General features: G+C 33.5%; 13 protein-coding genes. All 13 read right to left on the bottom strand.

The window, feature by feature from the left end:
* Nucleotides 1–123: 123 nt before the first annotated feature.
* The 13 genes from rbr to E7303_RS04530 all read right to left on the bottom strand — a co-directional run bounded on the left by rbr (nt 124) and on the right by E7303_RS04530 (nt 18,292).
* Entirely contained in the window at nt 124–687 is a 564-nt protein-coding gene (gene rbr / locus E7303_RS04590; protein WP_292144054.1) for a rubrerythrin, read from the bottom strand.
* Between the two features lie 27 nt (nt 688–714).
* Nucleotides 715–2,358: an O-antigen ligase family protein gene (locus E7303_RS04585; RefSeq protein WP_292144053.1), complete on the bottom strand. Its 1,644-nt coding sequence runs from the start codon at nt 2,356–2,358 to the stop codon at nt 715–717.
* A 14-nt stretch (nt 2,359–2,372) separates the two neighbouring features.
* Nucleotides 2,373–3,470, bottom strand: a complete 1,098-nt coding sequence (locus E7303_RS04580; protein WP_292144052.1) for a radical SAM protein — start codon at nt 3,468–3,470, stop codon at nt 2,373–2,375.
* A 227-nt stretch (nt 3,471–3,697) separates the two neighbouring features.
* Nucleotides 3,698–7,696 (bottom strand): hypothetical protein, encoded by a 3,999-nt coding sequence (locus E7303_RS04575; protein WP_292144051.1) that lies wholly within the window; start codon nt 7,694–7,696, stop codon nt 3,698–3,700.
* Between the two features lie 156 nt (nt 7,697–7,852).
* Nucleotides 7,853–8,743: an ATP-grasp fold amidoligase family protein gene (locus E7303_RS04570; protein ID WP_292144050.1), complete on the bottom strand. Its 891-nt coding sequence runs from the start codon at nt 8,741–8,743 to the stop codon at nt 7,853–7,855.
* A gap of 1 nt (nt 8,744) precedes the next feature.
* The gene (locus E7303_RS04565) at nt 8,745–9,647 is read right to left on the bottom strand and encodes an alpha-1,2-fucosyltransferase (RefSeq protein ID WP_292144049.1); all 903 of its coding nucleotides are present in this window, start codon (nt 9,645–9,647) and stop codon (nt 8,745–8,747) included.
* A gap of 17 nt (nt 9,648–9,664) precedes the next feature.
* On the bottom strand, nt 9,665–10,687 hold the full coding sequence (locus E7303_RS04560) for a glycosyltransferase family 2 protein (protein WP_292144048.1): 1,023 nt from the start codon (nt 10,685–10,687) through the stop codon (nt 9,665–9,667).
* Nucleotides 10,688–10,693: 6 nt separating this feature from the next.
* The gene (locus tag E7303_RS04555; protein WP_292144047.1) at nt 10,694–11,704 is read right to left on the bottom strand and encodes a glycosyltransferase family 2 protein; all 1,011 of its coding nucleotides are present in this window, start codon (nt 11,702–11,704) and stop codon (nt 10,694–10,696) included.
* 270 nt (nt 11,705–11,974) lie between these two features.
* Nucleotides 11,975–12,808, bottom strand: coding sequence for a DUF6056 family protein (locus E7303_RS04550; RefSeq protein ID WP_292144057.1), 834 nt, complete (start codon nt 12,806–12,808; stop codon nt 11,975–11,977).
* 11 nt (nt 12,809–12,819) lie between these two features.
* Nucleotides 12,820–13,422 carry a hypothetical protein gene (locus E7303_RS04545; protein WP_292144046.1) on the bottom strand — a complete coding sequence of 201 codons (603 nt, stop codon included), beginning with the start codon at nt 13,420–13,422 and terminating at the stop codon, nt 12,820–12,822.
* Between the two features lie 202 nt (nt 13,423–13,624).
* Nucleotides 13,625–16,201, bottom strand: coding sequence for a YfhO family protein (locus tag E7303_RS04540; protein WP_292144045.1), 2,577 nt, complete (start codon nt 16,199–16,201; stop codon nt 13,625–13,627).
* 244 nt (nt 16,202–16,445) lie between these two features.
* Nucleotides 16,446–17,585: a hypothetical protein gene (locus tag E7303_RS04535; protein ID WP_292144044.1), complete on the bottom strand. Its 1,140-nt coding sequence runs from the start codon at nt 17,583–17,585 to the stop codon at nt 16,446–16,448.
* Complete coding sequence (locus E7303_RS04530) at nt 17,582–18,292, bottom strand: glycosyltransferase family 2 protein (RefSeq protein ID WP_292144043.1); 711 nt, start codon at nt 18,290–18,292, stop codon at nt 17,582–17,584. Before E7303_RS04530 ends, E7303_RS04535 begins: the two co-directional genes overlap by 4 nt.
* Nucleotides 18,293–18,294: the final 2 nt, after the last annotated feature.

Raw genomic sequence — 18,294 nt, 5'->3', positions numbered from 1 at the left:
TCGGCTATATCCTTCCCACTACCGGGCGGATTCGGGACTTTAACCCGTTAGAAACGTGCGCCGCTAGGCGCACATTTTAAAGGCAGCTCACAAACTATTGAGCTGCCTTTGATTTTTTTATAATTAGTAGTTTTCTGCCTTAAGTTGGAAATAATCTCTTGGATGGTTGCAAACAGGACATACTTCAGGAGCTTCTTTACCGATTACGATATGTCCGCAGTTGCTGCACTGCCATACGCAATCGCCATCTCTTGAGAACACTAACTTATCCTCAACATTTTTAAGAAGCTTCTTGTAGCGCTCCTCATGTTCTTTCTCAATTGCTGCTACGCCTTCAAACAGCTCGGCAATCTCATAAAAGCCTTCCTCTCTTGCCTTCTTTGCAAAAGAAGGATACATTTCCTTCCACTCATAGGACTCGCCTTCAGCTGCTTCCTTAAGACAATCTATTGTGCTTCCGATGCCTGTAAGAATCTTATACCAGATTTCAGCATGCTCTTTTTCATTAGCTGCTGTCTCTGCAAAGATATTTGAGATCTGAACATAGCCCTCTTTTTTAGCCTTTGAAGCAAAGAATGTATACTTATTCCTTGCCTCTGACTCACCTGCAAAAGCCGCCTGCAAGTTCTTCTCTGTCTCAGTTCCCTTCAGATCCTCTGCTCTACATCTCCATTTGTTTTCTGCCATAAAAATCTCCTTCCTATTATTCAAAAATTATGCCTTTCCATGTTCCTTTTTGTTAAATGTATTATACATTTTAATTGTGCACAAAGCTATACCAAATACTAGTATTCCACTCCATACACCGGTGCTCAAAGTTCTCTTTTGATATTCCATTTCGGCTATTGTTTCATCGTATTTATACATAGGAGTTTCTGCATCTGTATAACCAATGATGATATCTCCATCTGATTTTAATTGGTCAATCTCCTGATCGTCCAAATAATCAGCCTCCATACCGAAACTATTTCCAGATTCATCTTTTTCTCTGTCGCCGTAAAGAGCAGATGGCGGGTTTGTCGCGGCAAGATATATAGCAGAAGCGATAATACCAATGACTATCGATATCGCTGCACATACCGCAATCTTTTTTGTATCTATCATTATTCTCTTTCGAGCTTCAGTTACAGAAGTTGCTTTTAACGTGCTATCTGCTTTTTCCAGGCACTCATAGATCATGGTTCCCATAAATACATATACAAAATTCTTGAAACCCAGATTGTACAAAAGTGGCTCCCATATTCCAAGAAACAGCATTCCCATAAGTACTGCCAGTTCTGCTTTTCTTTCTTTCTTGATTGCCTGGTAAACAAACCAAATCGTGAGAACAGCAATAACTACAAAAGCAACCAATCCCAACTGTAAAAAGAGATAGAGCTGAGCCATATCAATTCCATAGGTTGCCATTGCTTCATCTGGATTATTAAGTCTGATTCCAAAAAGTGAAATAGAATTATGCTCCCAAAAGTATTTTGCTATTGAAAATCTAGTAGTAAAGATAGTCATATTCACAAAATCAAACAGTTTACCTTTAAGAATAAAGGGAAGCACAATAGCAATGAATGAAACGATTGGAAATGCAGCAAAAGAAATGATTTTTTCAAAAAGGCCGATTTGGGCTATGAAATATAACCACATATTCACAATCAAATATGCAACGCAGGCAAGCAAACCAGTTCTGCTGCCCGAATATTGAAAAATATAGATATTAAAACACAATACCAGCAAAGATGCCACAAACATGATAGCCGAATCATTTCTCGTTTTAATATTGAGTGATAATATATCATCGCATGCCTCATACCTGACTGACATAAGCCAAGTAGTGATCAAATACATTACCATCATGCTGAGCATCAGCACATTCATATGTAAAGTATTAGGATGAGCATAGCCAAGAGCATGTCTGAACATCAGCCCTACTCCGTCACGTTCCTGGGGATAATATATTTCATGAACTAAACCAAATACTCCAAGGAAGACTTTGCTCATGATTATCATTCCGGCAACAACAGCACCTGTCTTAATAACATTCTGAACAGAGACACATTTCATACCGAGCATCATGGTAAAGCAGACCAATAAGCCTTTCTCTCCTGTGTGCATATACACTATAGTTGCAAGCAGCATAAATGCTCCAGTAATCAGATATTCTTTTGCTGAATGCTTAGTAACTATCATCTTGCATGCAAAGAGAAGCATTCCTATAACAAGGCTTATATTATAAAGAGTCATCCCTTCATATAGTCCTGCTGCCCTTGCACCAACCATTAATGCAAAATAGAGAAGGTAAATACCTTCTCCTATTTTGTCTCTGTTGGTTATAAAACTTTTCATGATATTATTATCTGTTTTCACTTATATCCACCAACTTACTTCTTCAATCCATTATTAGCCACAGCACACATATCACAGGTACTGCACTTATCAAGTTCTTCCTTGGAAACCTTACCGTCTCTATAGTCACGAACCACCTTAAGTTCATACATTGAGTATGGCTTCTTCATGAAAAGAGCTTTAAGCTTATGCCAGATTACCCATGTAGCAGGTGTCCAAATATACTTGTGCATAGCCGGAGAAACTGAGCCAATCATCCAGCACTGTCTATCACAGTGACGAACCTTATTTCTAACCACTTCAGCCTCTGGTGAATTCCAAAGTTCATCCCATGACTGATTGTTGAGATTACCCATTACCTCTTTATCCTTAGTTCCATTACATGGCATAACATCACCGTATGGATCAATAAAGAAAGTATCAAAACTCATATCGCATGGAAGAAGCCTCTTTTGTCCATAAATATAGTTAATAAGTCCGTGGTTGAAATATGCTCTGAACCACTTCTTAGGGCTGTTTGATTTAAGAAGCATGTTGATAAGCTTCTCGAAGTTCTCTGCAACCATTGGCCTGTCATGAATAATATTCTTGGCCTCTACAAAATAAAAACTATTGTGAAGAGAAGCTGTTGCAAACTCCATATCAAGCTCATCAGAAAGCTTGTAAAGTTCACAAAGATCTGGCGCGTTCCTATCCTGAACAGTCATTCCAAAACCAACATCCTTAAGTCCCATCTCACGAAGCTTTTTAAGTGTGGTATATCCCTTGTTAAATCCATCAGGGAGTCCCCTGATCTCATTATTTGTCTGTTCAAGTCCCTCGATTGAAATTCGTATTCCTACATCGGGGAATTCTTTGCACAGATCAATAATCTTATCTGTGAAGAATCCATTGGTAGAGATAACTATTCTGTCACTCTTTTTTCGAAGTTCTCTTACTATATCCTTGATATCCTCACGGATAAAAGGCTCTCCACCAGTGATGTTGGTAAAGTACATCGGTGGCAATTTCTTTATTGTTTCAATTGATATTTCATCCCTTGGATCAGATGGTGCCTTATATCTGTTGCACATATTGCAACGGGCATTACATCTGTATGTTACTATTACGGTTCCATTTAACTTTTTTGACATTTGTAATTCCTCTGAAGTTAATTCATATTATAAGTTCTTATATATCGCCATTCCACATTCAACTTATTTTGTAAGTTTTTTGTTAACAAGATAATAACTATGGCCATATGACCAATGTCCGTTATCTAAAACTAATACATACTCAGGATGGTCTTTTAAAAAACTATTTATAAACGCCTCCTCATCTACCCCAATAACAAACAAAGCAAGCTTTTCACCAAAAAGAGCTAATCAATAATTACATTTTCGTCAGTGTCATATTTTATCTCATTGCTTACACTCCCATCATCATAATACTCTTTTTCGATTATAGAATATCCCGATATACTCATAACTCGTTCACCACTCAATCCAAAGTATTCCTCACGAATCAATCTTCCAAGATCATTATAAGTCATCCGGATTTCAAACACTGCACTACTTATAATAACAGGCTGCTCGTTTATATCATAATACTTGATATCACTAACATTATTGTTACTATCATACTCATAGCTAACCGCAAAGAACCCTGCGTTGCGAACTACCTTTTCTCCAGAAAGCCCATAATATGATTCATAAATAACCCTCTTACTCTCATCATATTTCTTATGAATTTCCGCATATTCTCCATCTATAAGCATCAAATTATCATTCAGATCATAATATCTAATAACTACTCTATTATTATTTTCATCGTACTCATATCCGCAAGCATGATATCCAGAATTCCTATTAATGCCATTACCATTGCCATCAAAAAATGCTTCATAACTAACTCTATTATTATCATCATATTTATAATGGACCTCAGCATATTCACCACTTATCATTATCTGCTCTCCATCTTCACCATAATAAGTGATCGTAGAAACGTTTCCATCTTCATCATAAGTTTTTCTGTACGCACAATACTGGCCCGAAAGTATGATAAAATTGCCATCACTATCCTTTTTGGCTTCATAAACTATTCTATTCATCGCATCGAACTCTCTGATGATTTCAATATATCCTTCGCTTGAGTCAATTCCAAAATAACGAATAGCAATGTTATTGCCAGCTTCATCATATTCTCTCACAACAGTGGCATAACCAGCATCTATTTCTATAATCTCACCTGCAGTTCCATAGTATGTCTCTACAGTGACACGTCCATTTTCATCAAACTCCCTATGAACTTCCGCATAGCCCCATGTAGTCATCACGGATGTATCCTCATCATCAAGGTAAATAATAACACTTTTATTTCCTGAATCATCATAATCATATCGACAAGCAGAGTACCCTTGAGCCATATTTATACGCTCACCATCTTCATCATAGTATGCTTCATAAATTATATTGTCGCTTTCGTCATATTCTTTATGAATTTCAGCATACCCTAAAGATATCACAACCGGATTACCTTCGGTATCGTAATACCTCGCACTGCTTTGCCTACCATAACTATCAACCTCATACTCAACCTTCCAGTATCCTATATTGACCATAATAGGCTCGTCGTTATCACCATAATAACTTTCAGAAGTAATATAATTTAAATCATTATATGTCCTCTTAAGCTCTGCGTATCCACCATTAACAGTCATAAGCTGTCCAGCAAGCCCATAGTAGCTTTCTCGAAGTATATTTCCATTTTTGTCGTAGTCATACTCAACAGCAAAAAAACCTTTTGGCCCCAGCGTTTTATTCCCATCAATATCAAAGTACTCAGTTCTAATAGGAAATCCGTCTTCGTTATAAATCATATGTACATCGTAATCAGGTTTTGCAACATACGAAAATGAATCTAGCATCACATTATACTTTCCTTCGCCTGTCACCTCAAAATCAAAGTATTCTGCATTAGAATAGAAAGGTATTATTATTTTACCCTCGCCATTCTCAAAATCTCTAGCATAAATAGTTCTAGTCACACTTTTTCCAGAATTAGTTGTATATAAAAATGTTCCAACTTTTTCATCTTGCGCAATTGAATTAAGATTTTCTGCTGATAATAACATCGTCAACTCATATTTTCCGCCATAGATCCCAACCGACTCAGCTCGGCAATCCATGTCAAAAACCACCTGTATCTGGTCATCAATACTATCACTTGTGCTTATCGCACAGTTTTCAATCCGCAAGTTATTACCATAATAAGCATAAACCCTAACTGTTACATGACTACACTTTGTGTTAAATCCAAAATTAAAATCGAAATTCCCATTGCCATCAAAGTCTTTGTAATATATGTTTTCAGCGAGTTCCTCACCATTTTCTGATTCAACTACCAACCTAGCGATTAACATATCATTTGCCAAGTCTTCTAATTTCTCATACTCCAAATGATCTTCAAGTAACTTATCAACACAAAGCTCAATATTCCCACTGAGAATCAATTCTCCAGGAGCCAACTCTATTGATGAGGAAACATATTCATAATCAAAATCAACTTCTTGTTCACCATAATAGTATCCTCGAATAACATATCCTGCACTAATTAGCGCTTCATATACTGCTTTATCAGTAGTATAGATTGAGGTTTTATCTGATAGAACTCCATACAGCGCGCCTCGAATGAAATGCTGAATATAATAATCATCTGAATCAGTGATTATAGTGCAATCCAACTGTCTTACCGTGTCCGAACCGGTGTAAGGTGAAATCTCCAATCCCTTATATTTTTCATAATATAGTTCATGAAGTTTATCACAATATACAGGATACTCATTGTTATTCAAAATTAAGGTAATAGCATCTGAATCTCCTTCTATTTCATCATTAAAAACTTTTCCATATTCATTAACCTTTATGCCAGCAAAAAAGAATAGCATAGCTGAAACCAAGATTGCTAGCGCCAAGAATACTACATCACATTTATTTACACTAATCTCTTTCCTATTCAGTAACTTAGCAAGAATTTTTCCGGCAAAATATATTATGATAATAAAGCACGCAAAAAAAACACAAATCACGGCCTTTGCCATCATAATAGACACATCTGATGCAAACCTCTGTTCTACGTCTATAATTGTTCTAAAACGCATGAGAACATATGGAATAGCAAAATATGCTATCACTATTAGAACTAGCCTTATCATACTTGCGGTAACACGTTCACTATTAAAGATTTCAAAGCGTGCCAGCTTACTATTCGAAAATTGCTGTCTTTCTGCTTCTTTTCTTTTTAGATACCCCTTATAGTTTTCGGTCCTTGTAGTCAGATTATAAGCTAGTGGCATCCAAAGAATAGGATTTCCCGCCATCTCCAAAAAATGCTGTTCTCCCAACGAATGAATTGCAATCACTATTGTAGCAAAAACAAGCCTACGTCTCCTTCTACTCATTCCCTTGTAAACAATAAAAGTCCACATGCTCAAGACTAATAATGCTGCTATCCATCCATACCGTATTAAAATGTTTATATACGATGAATCCAGAAAATTATACTCGATGGCCTTCATTCCAGGTGAAGCTGCTCCAACAAGCTCATATTTTACTCCAAAAGGTTTTACTCCACTTGCAGCGAGCCCTTCCCATGTCAAACCTATCCTGCCATGAGTAACATTTGATAGTTTTATCATGGCAGCATTGCCATGTCCATAAAGTTCTGCGCTAACCAATAGAAAAATCGTCAATATCGGCATTAGAACAAGTGATAGAATATTTAATAATGCAGATACTACTTTAACCAATCTTTTCTTCGAAAAGCGCACTTCTATCCTTGAATACAGTATTAATAATGCCAAAAGCAAAGACATATATGTGGAGGTGTTCGAATAAAAATAGTATCTAGCTGCTAAACAAGAAATTACAGTCACTATGAGCACGATATAGTCGCTCTCATATTCAGATACTATGAATAGATAAATGCAAAAAAATAACACTAAAGAAGCTGAGTCTGTTGGAAAACCAGTTATCCCGCCACTAGACCTAATTCTACTACCCACAACATAAACAATCCCATCGCCAGTAACAGAATTAGTAATCAACAAAGAAAGAATTGTTATTCCTTGCAACAGTAAACATATTTTTAATATCTTTTTATAATCCATTCCAATACTAGCAGCCATAAGAAGTGGCCAAGCGCTACTTCCTAGTCCATTAGGATTGTAAATAATGACAAGTCTCCACAACACTATCAGCGATATTCCAATAAATATATCCACTTTTCTATCGATGTGCGTGATCCACTGAAGTGTAACAATAACATATAAAAGGAAAACCAACACAGTAAATAAGAAAGAAGTGACAGCTTCTCCCATTATTCTGCTAGCACCGCATACATTAAAATAATACAGACAAAATATAACTATATAGCTTGTCTCTGAAAAATGCTTCAATCGCTGATTATTAGAAATATTTAAAAAGCTATTTATAATCAAAAAAAATCTTCTCCATTTAAGCATTACATCGTTTAATCACTTCAAATTTATGTAGTTCCCAAACTGCTCATCCCATTCTTCTGGTTCAAACGGTGTAAAGCCACTATTATTATAAAAAGTAAACTCACTAAAGTATATTTTACCATTTGCTTCATACAGATCGACGCGAACATGCTTAAGTCCACTCGATAATTTCTCTGCAATTTCTATCATTTCCTCGTACTTATCCGGTTTCTCAGGCAATGGATCTGCATAATTATGTGCATGGATAATCGGAAGAAAATGATAATCGCGATCAAAAAAAGTAAACTTCACTTCTGAATTACTTTTAAATCTATCAGTCGCAACATATAAAAATCTAACCTTGCCATCAAAACAAAAGAACTTATAATCACGAAGTTCTTCGTCTTCAATATCTTCCACATAGGGCTCACATATAATCTTTGGGCTTATATCCTTATATACCCATTCTCTACTAAAATAATAATAGTTTCTATTTAAGCAACTATTTAATTTGTTTTTTGCTGATTCAATATCGAACATACTCTTGTCCTTGCATATAACCACACTTCCACTATCATGGTTACACTTCAGTACAAAACTATCTGGTAAATTCGAAAAATCAATTTCATCAGCTCTATTCCAAACTCCAATCAACGGTATAACATATTCTTTACCGATTATATCTGCAACAATCTGCTTTACCATCCATTTATCTGCCAGCTTGGTATACAATTGATTTCTATCATTTAATTTCAACCAATTTAACTTTTCATTATAAGTCCTTGGTTCTTTTAAATTGATTTTTTTTCCAGTTCTGACACGATATAGCATCTCTATGTATAATCTATCCGGAAGTATCTTCATATATTTTGTACATATTTTTCTATAAATTCGTTGTCTAACAGTTAATTCATTTCTATCCATACTATACTTTTATCCAGCTTTCGCAATACTGATTATAAACTTCATGATTGTTAAACCATTTTTTAGGGCAAACCACAATTCTATTAGGGTTATTATTTAGCCACGCCCCCCACCAGCTAAATGTACTGTTAGCAATGATATTATGCTTACAAATTGTCATAAGATACATATCAAGATAGTCTTTTTGACAGTCGTATTCTATAGGTATATACTCATTTCCTTTCGGCAAAAGTTTCATTGCTGAATCAATGTCGGTACTAAAAACATAATAGTTACATTTTCCAGCATTGGCAGCTATATATGAGACCGCACTATCGTAATAATGTGAATCACATATATTTCCATAAACCTTCCGATTTTCCTCATTAAGATAATCTTCTAAACGGACATGTATTGCTACTGAATTCCCATGTTTTACTCTGTCCATTAATTCTAAAAAGTCCTTTGAAGTCCCATCAAGTTTAAAGGAAAAATCTCTTATTATCTTGCTCCTAAGGTTCTTAAAATACTTCTCGCATTGCCAATATCCACTAAAATACGTATCACGATCTAAATCTGGTATTTTCCCAAAACAAATTGCATCTAAATCTTCAATAATTTCATTAGGCTTTCTAAATAAAGCTTTTCTAATAAAACTATTAGCAATTCTATTTAGCTCGGAATCATAAGGATTATTATTTCGTAATAATGAAACTTGTGTTTTATTAGCTATTTTTATATCAACTCCAAATGCATCATATAAAGAATATGACCTGATTGCATTGCTAACGCTGTAATATGAGCAATCATACTTTATTGTATCATTTGAATATTTACACTCTAAAGCTTTTCCAAAGGCGTACTGAAACATTTGATTTCCTAAGCCGCCAGTCATTTCAATAATGTATGTATTTTTGTTTCTCAAGCCATCTCCCCATTTTCCTAAAGTTTTATTGATGATCTAAAAGCAACTAATACATATATAATTATGTATTGTCTAGCCATTACCAACTTGTAGTAGAATCTCTGCTGAAATGGAAGCTGCTTGTATGTGAGTATTTCCAACTTGCTCTTAATTGATTCATCTTCAACTGCATTTCGTATGCTTTGTATAGCATCTTTAAATTTTAAATGTCTATATTGTTGCTTACAATATGCAATTAAATTAATCCATGTAGTCATTGCTATTCTTCTTTTTACTTGTTGATAGTTTCCATATTCTACAGCATACCTCTCAAGCATCATTATATGTGCTTTCATAAGATTTAATCTATCAGATCGAAATCCCTGCGAAAAAGAGTTTTCGTTTTGGCAATAATGATACAATGGATCACTTATAGTAATTGCTTTATTAATATATTTACAATACTCTAAACAAAATGCTGTATCCTCACTAGCAACAACTCTTTCAGATAGAAATTCAATATGATTGTCTTTGATAATATCCGAACGAAAAACAGACATGCACGATGATACTCCTCTAAGCTCTTCATCATCATATGAATCTCCAAAATAATGAAGGACAAAATCTTCTTTTTTATATACCCTATTATTAACTGACGGTCTTACAAGCAATCTTCCATTTTTATCATCAATTTGGTATCCGTAACTACATATATCCGCGCCAGATTTATCCATTACATTAATGAGTTTTTTACAAGCACCTTCTTCGTAATAATCATCCGAATCCAAAAAGCTTATAAATCTACCTTTTGCAACCCGTAACCCATCATTTCTTGCCAGTCCTTGACCTTCATTCTTTTTGTGAATAACAGTAATATTTTGATATCTATCACTATAATCATCACATATACTACCACTTTGATCTCTTGATCCATCATCAACCAATATAATTTCAATATTCTTTTCTGTTTGATTAACAAGCGAATCAATACACCTTTTTAAGTATTTCTCGGTATTATATATAGGAACTACTACCGTAAGATCATATGTATCTTTACACATAATTCTTTACTCCGAAACAAATTTCTCGAGTTTTTCTCTCATTGTCCTTACTATTTCTCCACAAAAAATCTGCATATTTTCGCCGTTATAATTGCATAAATACGGAAACCTTAGTAAAAGCTTTACACTTTTACTTCTAATTATCCATGTATATAATAGCTTACGTAAAACAATGCTAAGTTTCTTGTCATCATAAATTTTTTTTATATCATTGCCTCGACTTATTAACTCGATCAATTCATATACTCTTTTATAACCTTTTGCATTATCTAACTTCTTTTCTGATACCCAATTATTATATATTATCTGCTGACTGTCTGATAGTTTAATATCAAGATCATTCAGCAATCTATTTCTAATTCTACTAGCATTATCCATTTGTTCATTTGTTGATGTAATTGAAATCTGCCTATCATGAACTCTATAATTAAGCAATACATGTTGTAAACGACCAATCTTATGATTTTTCGAAACTCTTACTACAAAGTCATAATCCTGTGCTGTCCTAAACGACTCGTCATAAATTATACCTTCTTCCACAAGTTCCTTTCTAAACATAAGTGATGGATGGGCAAATACAGGATGTAATAGCATTCTTACTTTCAAATCCTCACTATCATCAGGTAATTTCCAGCGAAGATCCGAAGCCCCTATATTTTGGACCGCAGTTCCCAAAAGATAAACATCCTTATGCTTATCTAAATACTCAACTTGCTCTTGTAGCCTCTGTGGATAAGATATATCGTCCCCATCCATTCTTGCAATATAACATCCTGATGCCATTTTTAACGCCTTATTCAAATTCTTTGTTAATCCCAAATTACTTTCATTAACAAATAGTTTAATTCTACTATCATTATAGTTCTTTATTATTTCGGGCGTACCATCTGTGGATGCGTCGTCTATAATTATAAATTCAAAATCTAAAAATGACTGATTCAAAATGCTCTCAACAGCTTCTCTTATATATTTACTGTCATTATAAGTAGACATCACTACGCTAACCTTAGAAGACATAGGACTCCTCTCATTTTGCCTTTTATTTCGTCAGTAAACGCTAAATTATTAAGTTGATAGCGCTACCACTACATTTATGTTATTTGGTGCTTGGGCTTTTGCGCATAAATATACCCCAGCCTCTTTTGAGACTGGAGCACATTGACCATTGCACCCCATTCTTTCAGAAATAATAAATATGTCAATATCAATATTTTCATATATTATATTTCTCATTATTCCTAGCACACAGCTTACACCATAATAATCATTATTCTATTTTTTATCCCATTAGTCTTCAATTATAGTAATCGATTTTAAAGAATAGTATTCAGCCACAGCCATGTTAATATAGTGTTTGGGGTCATTTGAAAGCCAAAAGTTATTGCAATTATCTATTGGAAATGGTAACTCGCTTCTATTAATAATTATATCAGACCCATTTTTATAATCTTCAAAGCTCGACATAAATCTTTTAGTATCATAGTAATGATCTTCATATGTCCCACTAGTAAGCATTTTATGAGTTGTCACAAAAGTATTATTTGGAGTCACGCATACCACGCAAACAAGATACATCCAACAAAGCAGAGGCATAATAGTTTTTATTTTATTTGAAAATAGTACTTCACAGTTTTTTTCCAAAAAGAGCCTAAGTCTATTTCCTATAAAAAAACATACTATAAAAGTAGACAGAACAATTGAAACATCTAAAGTAAAAGCAACTCTATTAGATGCTCTATTCCACGAATACCCCAACGCAACTGGATAACTCGCTACAACCGGGGTTAATACTCCCAAAGCACCTATAAAAAAAGTACTATCATCTATCTGTTTTTTATGATAAATACCACACATAATTACAGCCAGCAAAACAAGTACTAACGTTGTCTTAAAGAACAAAAAATGCCATCTACTAAAGGCCATTTCAAACGCCCATTTTATTGCCAAAACAAAATGATATTCCGTGTCTTCAATTTCACCATGCCTTACGTAATTACCTGGACATAGAACATTTACCATTGCCCCTAAAATCCAGGTAATAAAAATATATACATCCATTTTTCTAATCGTTTTAGTAATAAACTTGTTCAACAAGATTAATGCTCCTGCATAGCATAGGATTCCAACAACATTTAATGCCCCCCCGCAGCAAATATACCAAAAACAAAGGCAAATACAACATATCTATCTGACAAATGTGCTCTCATATAACATGTAACCGCAATAAGCATAAATGAAAGAGGAAAACTATGGGATATAGCACCAGAATACCAAAAAAAAGCTTCAATGTATAAAGTATATCCAAGACATGAAAAAACCGCCATAAGAACACACATGTAGCTCCATAAATCTTTATGTTTCTCCCCAAAAAGACTATAAACAAAATAAGATAATGCCCCCAAAAATAGTATTGTATTAAATGCTAATACACAACGTAATTGCCTAAATCCATAATTATTTATTGGACTCAATAAAGCTTGTAAGAACATCGAAAAATAAGTTCCTTGATGTTCCATGTATTCTTTAAAAGCGTATTTTAATGAAGAAAAACAATACTCTAGAAATGGTTCATTATATGCTCCAATACTTACTCCATGTGAGTAGTCATCCCCCTCCAATACACCAAATGAGCTTGCATGTATCATTGTTATAGCCATACTACAAATCATGAATATTGTAAGTAATATTATTATTTTTTTAGTTAAACTCAGTATTCTTTCACTACTATAAATCATATTCCCACCTATACCTCATATCTTAGTCTCATAACATTATGCGCATCAAACCGTTGATAAAAAGAAGAACAATTCAGTACAATACCATTTACGCCGAATTGTTGTTTATCATTAAGCACATTTTAAGAATAATGTGTTAATTAAAAATAGTCAGTCATGCGATAACTTCTCGTTGCTAACACTAGTACACTATATCATCATTTCAAAACAATGCACCTACTATTGAATATACAAAACCCAAAGCTGGACATATGTATATTACAAATAGTAATATCATGCTTATAATATAAAATAAATGTATAGCTATTCTTTGCAATATTTGGTTTCTAACAATTACTCTATAATCAAACCTGTTTATTATTGCTAGTGTAATAATCATAATTGTAAGCAATAGCAATGCCACCCCTACCTTAAAACCTACCGGTATGAAATATAGTTTTATCTCATTTTTCCCGTATTTCAATGGTATGCCAATGAAAGCACCATTGTAAACCTTTTCTACATCAGATAGATTTCCATTGACTATGCATGTCCATCCTTTATCAGCACTTATAGGTAAAAACAACTCCTTACCATCTTTTTTATTTTCTAAATATATGCTTATACTATTATTACTATACTTAGCTTTATATGATTCAGCATAGTATGGCTCGTTTTCAGCCAATAAATCCATATCTAAAGTGAAAAAATTGTCTGCATCATACGCCTGCTCTCCATTAACTATAATTTTTACAACTTCATCTTTAAATACTCCCAATAGTACACATCCATTGTTCCACGATGATGGATAAAACGTATTTTTACCATTTCTATCATATACTTCTATTTGCTGCCCATTAACTTCAAAACTAACATTCCCTTCGTTTTCATTGTAATAATACAAGCACTTTTCACCATTTATTCTAATATCAATCTCATTTCCTTTTATCATGCTTTCTGCACTTGTAAATAAATCTACGCCCAAAATCATATGTGCCAAACAATTTTGGTTATAGATAATGCTTCCTTCATTTATATCTCTAACTGTATTTTCATCTATAAGAATACCTTCATCATATTGATATTTTGTCTGATATATATTAAAATGCTCATTTTCGCCAATCTTTCTATATAATTTCGATGGCAGAATATTTTCTTTTTTAGAAAAAACATCCTTTACTCCAATGACCATATCTGAAAAAACTGTACCGCCAACATCACTTAACCTTGTATATATGTTGGCATAGCCAAGCATTTTGTTTTCTCTTATTTGTTCTTTTGAAACTAAATGCATATAACTTGACTGAGCAGCCCTCCGAATTAGAACAGGATAATTACTATCTTGATTTCCATCATAGCATTTTACCCTTTCCACTGGTTTTCTTATACTACCAGATAATTCCTCATACTCTTCGAAAGATAATAGGCTTGGTGTATCCTCATGTTTGAAAGGTAATAAATACACATTTAAAAGAATTAAACATTGGGCTAAAATCAGCGTTCCTAAAAATATGCATTTCCAATTTGAATGTTTGCTCATTAACGGAATAACACTAATCGCATGCCCCGCTAACAGGATAGCAATCCAAGCCATCCCTTTATTATTAGTCAGTATCCAATGTTCCATACATAAAAAAAATGGCTGAACGGCAACAGCACATAATAAAAGCAATTTATTATCACAAAAAACTAACTTTAGTCTTTTATAACACAAAAATGATATGAATAAGATCCATGTTTCAAGCATATATGCATATCTCATTGGGAAATTGACATATGATCCTGCCGACCACATAATATTAGATGCTTCAACAAGTATTGGCATAGCAAAAACAAATGCAATAAAAATATAGAATTGAACCCTTTTATTTTTTAGCATTTCTTTTATTATTTTTCTATTTTCTATTAAATACATCAAAATAACAGACGCAGGTATCGACATATTCACAAGCATTAGCCACTTAAATCTATTTGAATAATCAACCGTGTTCATTATATCCCAAAAAGAATTTCTAGAAGCAAGTCTATATGAATTAACAACTTGATAAGCGCCTGGTATAAAAATCGGTGCAGCTATCATGAAACTTATCATCGTACCAATTGCTAAACAAATAATTATAGCCCCCTGCTCTTTCCTGCTGACAAAAATTAAATACGCAAAAATCAACAGAATAATGCTTAATACAAACATATAACTCTGTTCAATACTAAGAATAAAAATCATTGTAAGAACTATTGAGTATTTAATCCACTTTTTTCTCTGAATAATATCATTGATTCCTAATAATAGCATAGGATATAGCATTACTGCTTCAAGCCAACTGGGAGTTTCCATGTTTTGTAGTACGAAACCACTGAATGCATATAATAAAGAATACATAATCCCCAATTTGCATTCATAATGAACTTTATTTAAGAAATAGAACATTGACCAAGAAATAAAAATAATTTTTATCATTATGAAATACGTCATCATATATTTCAGTTCTGATCTATCCCACAAAAAGAAAAGAAGATTAAATGGGCTCAATAAATCAAAATGCACAACCACACCCATCATATTCTGTCCGAGCCCCGTATACCAATCCCAAAAAAGAGAGGCTTTACCATGCATAACATCCCAAATGAATGTATAACTTGGAACTATCATGCCAGCAAAATCTTCCCGTGCAACAGTACTGTTTCCAAATGGATATATATGGTGTCTTGCACAAACCATCAGATAAATTGTAGAAACAAGAACTGTTAAAAGCATATATGGTTGTAGCAGTTTACACTTATTGATTATTATCTTAATCATTTCTTTTTTATATCTCCCCTTACAACTACAAGCTCATTTTATCATCTAGCCATATTCAAGATGTTATTTCATTTCCTACAGTCAAAAGTACTTGGTATATGAGAGCTCTAAAATTAGACATACTGACAGCATATTTAGCCATTAAATAGAAGCTATATATTCAAGAAACACTTTAGCTTTGTCCTCACCCCTTCCTTTGCATTTAATATGTCATCAGGATTAGCTTCATCATCTTAGCCTCTTCCTACAGTTTTATATTGTTTTTTCTAGTATAATAAGAAATCAAAGCAAAACACAAAACTATTACTGCAATGGTATATCCAAATTGAACGTAAAAATCAAAAATATTTATGATTAAACCAGGCAATTTTCTTAATCCACCATAATTTATTAAATTTATTCCATCGGAACTAAGAATCAAAAAAAGCGTAACTGTTACCATATATATCTTATCAACATATCTGAAATTCAGTGCACACAAGGCTGCCATCGGAATAACTAAATATTGATTAGCAACAGCAGAAGAAAACGCCACCATAGATATCATATAAATCAGTATGGTTTCTTCAATATTCATCTTTCTTGTAAGATAAGCCATGATAAGCATTAGCATCAAATAAACGACAAAGCTTTTACTTAATGGAAAATTGATTAATTTATAAAGTCCTAACAATAAAGGTGCATTGTTATAAGATCTATAGAGAAAAACATTATTCAGCACTCCCAGAAATGCTTCCTTACTTTGCACTACATAGGGAATAAAACTCATCAAAAAAATTGTTGGCGGCGTTATTGCATAAAATACCTTTTTCTTGAAAGAAAGCTCTTTCTTCGCTAATAAAAATATCGGCAACATAAAAAAAATGTGTTTCATAATTAATGACAACGCAATCATCATTACAAAGATAAAATCTTTCCATTTTATCTTTGTAGAATCGTTATAAAAAAACACTGCCAACACGCCAAATAGTATAGCCATATTGTCAAACTGATTATGATACCCTGAAATTATGATAGAAACAGGATTCAGAAAAAAAAAGATTGCTGCTCCAATTGAATGCAATTTTGCCAAACAACAAGCAATGCCCACATCTGACAATGTTAACATTCCTACAATTAGTACCCTAAATACCAGTTTCCATTCCTCTGCTTTAAACTGTGCAAATCTATAAAATCCCCCCTGAACTATTGAGAACAGCGGAGCATAATTGTATCTACTAGTTTCTGCATATACATTTCTACTATTTCCAACTATTTCTCCAACTATACAATATGATTCAAAATCATAATTATGGCCTAATGTCATAGCAACAAAACGTGCAATGACTCCCAATGATATTGCTATTGCAAATATAAAATAAGACTTATCCCCTTTTTCGCTCATAACATTTCCCTTTTAATTTCATTAAAGTCCCTTACAGCTTTAGAACCAATTTTAACTATTTTGGCAATATTCATACTATTCTTCCCCCCTTGCCTTGGTCTAAAACTAATTGGTATAAAAGAGCACTTTTCAGAATAATACACATAAAACATAGTAAGAATAATATTAGGTAAATTAAAATCATCAGGAATCCTTTTTATATAATTGCTTAATTGTTTTACTTCAAACAATCTGAATGGAGCATTAGCATCAGACACACTGACCCCAAATATAACCTTTAAAATAACACAGACCACTCTTTCAACAAATTTTCTCATTAATCCATCTTCCCTAGATGGTCTCGTACCAAATATAGCAGAATAATTCTTTCTATCCTCCCAGAATACATCAAACTCGTCTGGATTAGTTTGTCCATCTGAATCAGTTTGAAAAACATAATCAGCATTCTTAGCAATTGCATATTTATAGAGTGCTATCACCTTAGGACCATGATACTTTTCTACACTATCTATCACTTCTAGCTTATCATACCCATTGTTGATCATTTTCAAAAGAATCTCATGTGTTCTATCAGTACTCCCCTTATCTGCAATCACCATTCTTGAATCATCCGATTTACATGCCAATTTAGGATACCATTGTTTAATTACATTCTCTATGTTAGCCTCTTCATTATAGGCTGGCATAACTATAAATAATGTTTCCATTT

This window comes from Butyrivibrio sp., from assembly GCF_015056685.1.
Taxonomy (GTDB): domain Bacteria; phylum Bacillota; class Clostridia; order Lachnospirales; family Lachnospiraceae; genus Butyrivibrio.
Note: the sequence above shows the minus strand (reverse complement) of the source record. Positions and strands in the feature narration are given on the sequence as shown.